Origin of the sequence: Streptomyces inhibens, assembly GCF_003389455.1 — a bacterium.
GTDB classification, from domain to species: Bacteria; Actinomycetota; Actinomycetes; order Streptomycetales; family Streptomycetaceae; genus Streptomyces; species Streptomyces inhibens.
Genome location: NZ_QUAC01000169.1, coordinates 26,539 through 35,732, shown reverse-complemented (window position 1 = coordinate 35,732; position 9,194 = coordinate 26,539). Strand labels below are relative to the sequence as shown.

Annotated in this window: 8 protein-coding genes; 7 read left to right on the top strand and 1 reads right to left on the bottom strand. The window is 69.0% G+C overall.

All coding sequences use genetic code 11. From position 1 onward, the window contains the following. Window positions 1–344 precede the first annotated feature (344 nt). Entirely contained in the window at window positions 345–1,190 is an 846-nt protein-coding gene (locus DY245_RS21510; RefSeq protein ID WP_342354206.1) for a murein hydrolase activator EnvC family protein, read from the bottom strand. A gap of 743 nt (window positions 1,191–1,933) precedes the next feature. Here DY245_RS21510 and rpsB point away from each other — a divergent pair. From rpsB to DY245_RS21475, 7 genes are all read left to right on the top strand, one after another. Next, on the top strand, window positions 1,934–2,851 hold the full coding sequence (rpsB, locus tag DY245_RS21505) for a 30S ribosomal protein S2 (RefSeq protein ID WP_128508873.1): 918 nt from the start codon (window positions 1,934–1,936) through the stop codon (window positions 2,849–2,851). A gap of 108 nt (window positions 2,852–2,959) precedes the next feature. Next, window positions 2,960–3,796 carry a translation elongation factor Ts gene (tsf, locus tag DY245_RS21500; RefSeq protein WP_128508872.1) on the top strand — a complete coding sequence of 279 codons (837 nt, stop codon included), beginning with the start codon at window positions 2,960–2,962 and terminating at the stop codon, window positions 3,794–3,796. 162 nt (window positions 3,797–3,958) lie between these two features. Then, on the top strand, window positions 3,959–4,729 hold the full coding sequence (pyrH, locus tag DY245_RS21495) for a UMP kinase (RefSeq protein ID WP_128508871.1): 771 nt from the start codon (window positions 3,959–3,961) through the stop codon (window positions 4,727–4,729). A gap of 175 nt (window positions 4,730–4,904) precedes the next feature. Then, a complete protein-coding gene (gene frr / locus DY245_RS21490; RefSeq protein WP_128508870.1) occupies window positions 4,905–5,462 on the top strand; it encodes a ribosome recycling factor in 558 nt (185 codons plus the stop codon). Next, complete coding sequence (locus DY245_RS21485) at window positions 5,462–6,637, top strand: phosphatidate cytidylyltransferase (RefSeq protein WP_128508869.1); 1,176 nt, start codon at window positions 5,462–5,464, stop codon at window positions 6,635–6,637. The genes frr and DY245_RS21485 overlap by 1 nt, the downstream gene beginning before the upstream one ends. Before the next feature lie 83 nt (window positions 6,638–6,720). Further along, window positions 6,721–7,827, top strand: coding sequence for a dual-specificity RNA methyltransferase RlmN (rlmN, locus tag DY245_RS21480; protein WP_128508868.1), 1,107 nt, complete (start codon window positions 6,721–6,723; stop codon window positions 7,825–7,827). A gap of 257 nt (window positions 7,828–8,084) precedes the next feature. Continuing rightward, window positions 8,085–9,161, top strand: a complete 1,077-nt coding sequence (locus DY245_RS21475) for a thiamine ABC transporter substrate-binding protein (protein WP_181923798.1) — start codon at window positions 8,085–8,087, stop codon at window positions 9,159–9,161. The last annotated feature ends 33 nt before the right edge of the window (window positions 9,162–9,194 follow it).

Below are 9,194 nucleotides of genomic sequence, written 5' to 3'. Positions count from 1 at the left end.
CCGCAGCCCGCAGCCCGCAGCCCGCAGCCCGCAGCCCGCAGCCCGCAGCCCGCAGCCCGCAGCCCGCAGCCCGCAGCCCGCAGTGTTGCCGGACTCATGGCCTGGATGTTGGTCTACGGCGCGGTGCGATCAGACCGAGCCGGCCTCTCCGCCCCGCGCTCCTCTGCCGCTACCGCGCGGCCGCCGCCACCTCTGCGCGCCCCTCACCTCCCCGCGTGCCCTGTCGCTACCGCGCGGCCCCGCTTACCTCTGCGCTTCCCTCACCTCCCCGCGATCACCACCACCTCGCTCGTGATCACCCCTCATCTCCCCACTGGCTGAGCCGGCCGCACCACCGCCACCCGTCACCCGTCTCCCGCACGCCCACCCCTCCCCGCCGGCCGGTCGGGCGGCAGACGGCCCAGTGCCCAGAGGGCCGCGGCCGCGAGCCCGACCGCCCCCAGGAGGGCGGCCCCGGTCGGCCTCGACCGTGTCTCCTGAGCTGCTGGTTCCGGTCGCCGAGGATCCGTGCGGCCGCCAGCGGGCAAGGGAACCCCGAAGACCGGCAGGAGCCGCGACGGGCCGCCGCCGAGCATGCTCCCGGGCAGCAGTGACAGCGGGTCCAGGTACGTCTTTCCGCGGCGCAGGCCCCAGTGAAGGCAGGGCCCGCGGCAGTGGAACGGGCCGCGTTGCAGTACGCCGACCGGCTGACCGGCCGTGACGGGCTGGCCCTTCCGGGCCGTGGAGCGTACGGGCTCGTAGGTGGTGCGTAGGGGAGGGCGACCCGAGTGGGACAGCTCGATGGTGAGGACGCCACGGCCGGCGACGGTTCCCGCGTACGCAACCCGGCCGGGCGCGGCCGCCCGCACCGTCGCGCCGGCGGATGCGGCCAGGTCCACGCCGCGGTGGCCCGCCGCCCAGGGGGAAGGGGGCGGCTCCCAGCCGCGTAACACCGCGGGACGTATGCCGGCCGTTCCCACAACAGGCCAGGCACGGTCCCCAGCCGAAGCCGAAGCCGAAGCCGAAGCCGAAGCCGAAGCCGAAGCCGAAGCCGAAGCCGATGGCTCGGGACGTTCCGCAGCTCCGGGTCGTCCCGTCGCGTCAGGGCGTTCCGCCCCCGCAGGTCGAGCCGCTCCGAGCTCCACCCCGTGCCCTGCCAGCGTGGCCAGGAACGGAGCGACAGCGTGTGTGAGCGGGGGGACCAGGATCATCCCCGGCAGGGAGAGCACCACTGCCATCGCCGGAGCCAGGAGCGCGCACGCCACGCGGGCCGGAAAGAAGCAGCTCGTCCCGTGTCCGGTCGGCTTCCGGCTCGGCGCCGGCGGTAATGGCGCAGGCGGCCGGAAGCGGGACCGGTGCCGGGGGAAGGGAAGGGGAACGGGGAGGGTGGGGAGGGGTACCGGCGCGCGGCGCGGTCGGCTGTGGGCTTGGCTCCGCCGGCGGCTGAACCGGCCCGAGGAGCCTCCACGGAAGTCGCGGAGCCCAGGGAACCCAGGGCGTCTCTGCCGGCCCTGCAAGCCCTGCCCGGCTTCCAAGTCCTGGAAGCCGGGCGAGTCCCCGCCCGAATTTTGTTGCGTTTCCGGTGGCATCTGTCGTCGCATCTTTCGTCGCATGTCTCGACGGTGACGCAGACGCCCCACGGCGTGGGGATCTTGGTCCGAAGCTGTGGATGACCGGCCGGTTGTGGACAACGGCGTCACTCGCGCGGGGTTCAAAATGGTGTGTGTCGCCCGGTGCATCGGCAGTCCCGTACACTTCTGGTGGCGATCCGGGTCACCGGGTCGACTTCGCACGCCCCGCCGTCAGTGCACCAGTCCCTTTCGGGCAGCACGACGGCCGCGCTCCTCGGTCCTCGGACGGCTCCGCAAGGTGCCTTCCCCGGCAGGCGCGTCGGGGCGTCAGGCACCGCGGCCGACCGGCCGCAGTGGAACCGAGAACAACAAGGAGTACGGCCATGGCCGTCGTTACGATGCGGGAGCTGCTGGAAAGCGGCGTCCACTTCGGGCACCAGACCCGCCGCTGGAACCCGAAGATGAAGCGCTTCATCTTCACGGAGCGCAACGGCATCTACATCATCGACCTGCTCCAGTCGCTGTCGTACATCGACCGCGCCTACGAGTTCGTCAAGGAGACCGTCGCCCACGGCGGCTCGGTCATGTTCGTCGGCACGAAGAAGCAGGCCCAGGAGGCCATTGCCGAGCAGGCGACCCGCGTGGGCATGCCCTACGTGAACCAGCGCTGGCTCGGCGGCATGCTGACCAACTTCTCGACCGTCTACAAGCGCCTGCAGCGCCTGAAGGAGCTCGAGCAGATCGACTTCGAGGATGTGGCCGCCTCCGGCCTCACCAAGAAGGAGCTCCTGGTTCTCTCCCGCGAGAAGGCCAAGCTGGAGAAGACCCTTGGTGGTATCCGCGAGATGCAGAAGGTGCCCAGCGCCGTCTGGATCGTGGACACCAAGAAGGAGCACATTGCCGTCGGTGAGGCGCGCAAGCTCAACATCCCGGTCGTCGCGATCCTCGACACCAACTGCGACCCGGACGAGGTCGACTACAAGATCCCGGGCAACGACGACGCGATCCGCTCCGTCACCCTGCTCACCCGCGTGATCGCCGACGCCGTCGCCGAGGGCCTCATCGCCCGCTCCGGTGCCGCCACCGGCGACCAGAAGCCCGGCGAGAAGGCTGCCGCCGCCGAGCCGCTGGCCGAGTGGGAGCGCGACCTGCTCGAGGGCGAGAAGAAGGCCGACTCCGAGAAGCCGGCCGAGGCCCCCGCCGCCGAGGCTCCGGCTGCTGAGGCTCCCGCCGAGGCTCCGGCTGCCGAGGCCCCGGCCGCCGAGGCCGAGACGCCGGCCGCGGACGCCGAGCAGGCCTGACCCGCAGCATCCGGTTGATGACGGCGGGGGAGGGCGCAACGCGCGCCGCCCCCGCCGTCCACCCGTAGATCTTTCGACTTCGAGATTTCGAGAAGAGATTCACAGACCATGGCGAACTACACCGCCGCCGACGTCAAGAAGCTCCGCGAGCTCACCGGCGCAGGCATGATGGACTGCAAGAAGGCCCTGGACGAGGCCGAGGGCATCGTCGACAAGGCCGTCGAGGCGCTGCGCATCAAGGGCCAGAAGGGCGTCGCCAAGCGCGAGGGCCGCTCCGCCGAGAACGGCGCGGTGGTCTCCGTGATCGCCGGCGACAACACCTCCGGCGTCATCGTCGAGCTGAAGTGCGAGACGGACTTCGTCGCCAAGGGCGAGAAGTTCCAGGCCGTCGCCAACGAGATCGCCGCGCACGTCGCGAAGACCTCTCCGGCCGACATCGAGGCCCTGCTCGCCTCCGAGATCGTGGCCGGCAAGACCGTCCAGGCGTTCGTCGACGAGGCCAACGCCAACCTGGGCGAGAAGATCGTCCTGGACCGCTTCGCGCAGTTCTCCGACGGCTACGTGTCGGCGTACATGCACCGCACCATGCCTGACCTGCCGCCGCAGATCGGTGTCCTTGTCGAGCTCGACAAGGAGAACGCCGAGGTCGCCAAGGGCGTTGCGCAGCACATCGCCGCGTTCGCCCCGAAGTACCTCTCCAAGGACGACGTCCCGGCCGAGGTCGTCGAGGCCGAGCGGCGCGTCGCCGAGGAGACCACCCGTGCCGAGGGCAAGCCCGAGGCCGCCCTGCCGAAGATCGTCGAAGGCCGCCTCAACGGCTTCTTCAAGGACGCGACGCTGCTCGGCCAGCCGTACGCGCTCGACAACAAGAAGTCCGTCGAGAAGGTCCTGCAGGAGGCCGGTGTCACCCTGAAGCGCTTCTCGCGCATCAAGGTCGGCATCTGAGCCTGCCGCGAAGGCAGCGAATGACCTGCGACCCCGCTAGGGTCGTACGCAGTCGGCCGCTCAACGGCCGGCCGCAGATGTGACGAGGAGGCCATTGCCGCAAGGGGATCTGAACCAGACCCACGGCAATGGCCTTCTTCGTATGTGCACGAGGAGAGCTCAATGAATCACGGTGCCGACGGCGCGCACACAGACCATGCCGGTAACGGCGGCAGGCGGCGCTTCCTGCTGAAGCTGTCGGGCGAGGCGTTCGCCGGCGGCGGCGGACTCGGTGTCGATCCCGATGTGGTGCACGCGATGGCCCGCGAGATCGCCGCCGTGGTCCGCGACGGCTACGAGATCGCCATCGTGATCGGCGGCGGCAACTTCTTCCGCGGCGCCGAACTTCAGCAGCGCGGCATGGACCGGGCACGCTCCGACTACATGGGCATGCTCGGAACGGTCATGAACTGTCTGGCCCTCCAGGACTTCCTGGAGAAGGAGGGCATCGACTCCCGCGTCCAGACAGCGATCACGATGGGCCAGGTTGCGGAGCCGTACATTCCGCTGCGCGCGGTGCGCCACCTGGAGAAGGGCCGGGTCGTCATCTTCGGCGCCGGTATGGGTATGCCGTACTTCTCCACCGACACCACCGCCGCCCAGCGTGCCCTGGAGATCGACGCCGAGGCCATGCTGATGGGCAAGAACGGTGTGGACGGGGTCTATGACTCCGACCCCAAGAAGAATCCGGACGCGGTCAAGTTCGACGCGCTCGAATACGGTGAGGTCATCACCCGCGACCTGAAGATCGCCGATGCCACCGCCATCACGCTGTGCCGGGACAACAAGCTCCCGATCCTCGTGTTCGAGCTGCTCGCCGAGGGCAACATCGCGCGTGCGGTGAAGGGTGAGAAGATCGGCACGCTCGTCAGCGATCAGGGCACCCGGGCCTGACGGCCCCAACTGCCGTGATTCCGTACGGGCATCGGCCTGTACGGGCGGCAACTCCCGGCCGGGGGAAGACCTCGGCACGGGGATGGACAACTGCCTGCCGGTCGGACACCGTGCAGGAGAAGACGCGCGGCAGGGGCGAGGCTCTGCTTCTTACCGAAAAGACCAGGAGCAAGTGGTGATCGAAGAGATCCTCCTCGAGGCCGAGGAGAAGATGGAGAAGGCCGTCGTGGTCGCCAAGGAGGACTTCGCCGCGATCCGCACCGGGCGTGCGCACCCGGCGATGTTCAACAAGATCGTGGCGGACTACTACGGCGCCATGACGCCGATCAACCAGCTGGCGTCGTTCGCGGTCCCCGAGCCGCGGATGGCCGTGGTGACCCCGTTCGACAAGAGCGCCCTGCGCAACATCGAGCAGGCGATCCGGGACTCGGACCTCGGCGTCAACCCGAGCAACGACGGCAACATCATCCGAGTGACCTTCCCGGAGCTGACCGAGGAACGTCGCAAGGAGTACATCAAGGTCGCCCGGAGCAAGGGCGAGGACGCGAAGATCTCGATCCGCAGCGTGCGCCGCAAGGCCAAGGAGACCCTCGACAAGCTCGTCAAGGACAAGGAGTCCGGCGAGGACGAGGTGCGCCGCGCCGAGAAGGAGCTCGACGACACCACCGCGAAGTACGTCGCGCAGGTGGACGAGCTGCTCAAGCACAAGGAATCCGAGCTCCTCGAGGTCTGATGAACGAGTCATCCTGGGGGGCCCCGCCCGGCGCCGGTCAATGGGGACCGCCCCACAACGGACCGGCCTCCTCGCTTCGCGGGGTGGCGCCCCCTGCCTCGGCGGGTCCCGTGTACGACTGGGCCGACGCGGCGCAGACTCGGCCCATGCCCATCGTGCCCGAGCCAGGCGGACACCAGGACGACGACCGGGAACATCGGGACATCCGGAATAACCGGGACCACCCGGACGACCGGGGGGCTGCTCGACTGAGCGGCCCCCTGTTCCGCGACGAAAAGCCGCAGGAGCCCATGCCCACTGCTTTCCCCGGTTCCTCCGGGCACCACAGCCCGCAGGACTCAGAGAAGCCGAAGAAGAAGAGCGCGGGCCGCAATCTGCGTGCCGCGATAGGGGTCGGCGTCGGTCTCGGCGTGATCATCATCGCGTCGCTCTTCGTCTACAAGCCCGTCTTCATCGGCGTGGTCGCGATCGCCGTCGTCGTGGGGCTGTGGGAGCTGACCTCGCGGCTGGCGGAGTGCAAGGACATCAAGGTGCCGCTGGTGCCGCTCGCGGTCGGCGGCACCGCCATGGTCGTCGCCGGATATGTGCGCGGCGCCGAGGGTGCATGGGTGGCAATGGCGCTCACCGCGCTGGCCGTCCTCGTCTGGCGGATGACCGAGGCGCCCGAGAACTATCTGCGGGATGTCACCGCCGGCGTCTTCGCGGCGTTCTATGTGCCCTTCCTCGCGACGTTCGTGGCGCTGATGCTCGCGGCCGAGCCCGACGGGCCGCAGCGGGTGATGACGTTCCTGCTGCTGACGGTCGTCAGCGACACGGGTGCGTACGCGGTCGGCTGGCGGTTCGGCAAGCACAAGCTCGCGCCGCGCATCAGCCCCGGCAAGACCCGCGAGGGACTCGTCGGCGCGGTGCTCTTCGCGATGGTGGCCGGCGCGCTGTGCATGGAATTCCTGATCAAGCACGGCGCCTGGTGGCAGGGCCTGCTGCTCGGCCTCGCGGTCGCGGCCAGCGCCACCCTCGGCGACCTCGGCGAATCCATGATCAAGCGCGATCTGGGCATCAAGGACATGGGCACCCTGCTCCCCGGCCACGGCGGCATCATGGACCGCCTCGACTCCCTGCTGCCGACCGCCCCGGTCGTCTGGCTGCTGTTCGTGATCTTTGTGGGATCGGGCTGAATCACGGGTCCCCGATGCCCGGGAGGGGTCTGCCGCAGTACGTGGCAGGCCCCTCTTCGTGCATCTGCGACACTGGAGGAACCATGCCTGCACCCGGAGAACTCACTTTCGTTGCGCCGCGCGGGGCCAAGAAGCCCCCGCGGCACCTTGCCGATCTCACTCCTGTGGAGCGCCGCGAAGCGGTGGCCGCGATCGGTGAGAAGCCGTTTCGTGCCAAGCAGCTGTCGCAGCACTACTTCGCCCGTTACGCGCACGACCCGGCGCAGTGGACCGACATCCCGGCGGCGGCGCGCGAGAAGCTGGCGGCGGCGCTGCTGCCGGATCTGATGAACGTCGTACGGCACATCTCGTGCGACAACGACACCACCCGTAAGACCCTGTGGAAGCTGCACGACGGCACGCTCGTCGAGTCCGTGCTGATGCGCTACCCGGACCGGGTCACCATGTGCATCTCCTCGCAGGCCGGCTGCGGTATGAACTGCCCGTTCTGTGCCACCGGGCAGGCGGGGCTGGACCGGAACCTGTCCACCGCCGAGATCGTGCACCAGATCGTGGACGGGATGCGTGCGCTGCGCGACGGCGAGGTGCCGGGCGGACCGGCGCGGCTGTCGAACATCGTCTTCATGGGGATGGGCGAGCCGCTCGCCAACTACAACCGTGTCGTCGGCGCCATCCGGCGGCTGACCGACCCCGAGCCGGACGGGCTGGGCCTGTCCCAGCGCGGCATCACCGTCTCCACGGTCGGCCTGGTCCCGGCGATGGTGCGGTTCGCCGACGAGGGCTTCAAGTGCCGGCTCGCGGTGTCGCTGCACGCACCGGACGACGAGCTGCGCGACACGCTCGTGCCCGTCAACACCCGTTGGAAGGTGCGCGAGGTTCTGGACGCGGCGTGGGAGTACGCCGAGAAGTCCGGGCGGCGCATCTCGATCGAGTACGCCCTCATCCGGGACATCAACGACCAGGCGTGGCGCGGTGACCTGCTGGGACGGCTGCTGAAGGGCAAGCGGGTCCATGTGAACCTGATTCCGCTGAACCCGACGCCCGGGTCGAAGTGGACCGCATCGCGTCCTGAGGACGAGCGGGGGTTCGTCAAGGCCATCGAGGCGCACGGCGTGCCCGTGACCGTCCGGGACACCCGCGGCCAGGAGATCGACGGCGCCTGCGGGCAGCTCGCGGCCTCGGAACGCTGAGGGCTCGCTGGTACCGTGTGATCGAACAAATGCACATTCCGACAGGGGAGCGCCACAGCGCTGAGAGTGCGGAAGCGTCGTAGCCATACGGTGCCCGCAGACCCTTGAACCTCGCCCGGGTCATTCCGGGTAGGAAGTTCGGTCGTCACTCATGCTGTTGCGCCCTGCCCGGAGTCCCCTCCGTACGTCATCGGACGTCGAGAGCCGCGGACACCGGGCGGGGCCGCGTCTCTTCCTGGCCAGCCAGGAGGAAATCAGTGAGCACCACCAGCAGGATCACCGCGACAGCGCTCGCCGCCGCGGTCGGTATGACCGCACTCGCCGCGTGTGGTTCCTCGGGCGGTGACAGCGCGGACGCCAAGACCGTCACGCTCGTCAGCCATGACTCGTTCAGCGCCTCGAAGTCCGTCATCGCCGCTTTCGAGAAGGAGAGCGGCTACAAGGTCAAGGTCCTCATGGGCGGGGACGCCGGCAAGGCCGTCAACCAGGCGATCCTGTCCAAGGACAATCCCCAGGGCGATGTGTTCTTCGGCATCGACAACACCCTCCTCTCGCGCGGCCTGAACGCGGGCCTCTTCAGCCCGTACCGGGCCAAGGGGCTGGACAGCGTCCCGGCCGCGCTGCAGCTAGACAAGGGCGAGCACCGCGTCACCCCGCTCGACTACGGCGACATCTGCGTCAACTACGACCGCGGCTACTTCACCCGGCACAAGATCGCGCCGCCGAAGAGCTTCGACGATCTGACCAAGCCGCAGTACAAGGGGCTGCTCGTCACGGAGAACTCCGCGACCTCCTCCCCGGGCCTCGCCTTCCAGCTCGCCACCATCGCCAAGTACGGGGACGCCGGCTGGCAGAACTACTGGAAGAAGCTCAAGGCCAACGGTGTCGAGGTCGTCGACGGCTGGGAGCAGGCCTACAACGACCGGTTCTCGGGCTCCGCGGCGAGCAAGGGCAAGGGTGACAAGCCGCTGGTGGTCTCCTACGCCTCCAGCCCGCCCGCAGAGGTGCTCGGAAAGAAGCCCGCGCCCAAGGAGGCCCCGACCGGCGTCGCGACCGGCACCTGCTTCCGGCAGATCGAATTCGGCGGCCTGCTCAAGGGCGCGAAGAACGAGAAGGGCGGCAAGGCGCTGCTGGACTTCCTGCTCAGCAAGAAGTTCCAGGAGGACGTACCGCTGCAGATGTTCGTCAATCCGGCACGCAAGGACGCCAAGGTGCCGGAGCTGTTCACCAAGTACGGCGCGACGATCGACCAGCCGGCGACGCCGGCCCCGGAGACGATCACCAAGAACCGTGAACAGTGGATCAAGCAGTGGTCCTCGCTCGTTCTGAAGTAATCGGCGGCCGGCGCCGGCGGCCCGCACGGGGAA

Coding starts and splice junctions, on each gene's coding strand:
- DY245_RS21510 (WP_342354206.1), bottom strand. CDS start 1,190: ATGATCCTGGTCCCCCCGCTCACACACGCTGTCGCTCCGTTCCTGGCC.
- rpsB (WP_128508873.1), top strand. CDS start 1,934: ATGGCCGTCGTTACGATGCGGGAGCTGCTGGAAAGCGGCGTCCACTTC.
- tsf (WP_128508872.1), top strand. CDS start 2,960: ATGGCGAACTACACCGCCGCCGACGTCAAGAAGCTCCGCGAGCTCACC.
- pyrH (WP_128508871.1), top strand. CDS start 3,959: ATGAATCACGGTGCCGACGGCGCGCACACAGACCATGCCGGTAACGGC.
- DY245_RS21485 (WP_128508869.1), top strand. CDS start 5,462: ATGAACGAGTCATCCTGGGGGGCCCCGCCCGGCGCCGGTCAATGGGGA.
- rlmN (WP_128508868.1), top strand. CDS start 6,721: ATGCCTGCACCCGGAGAACTCACTTTCGTTGCGCCGCGCGGGGCCAAG.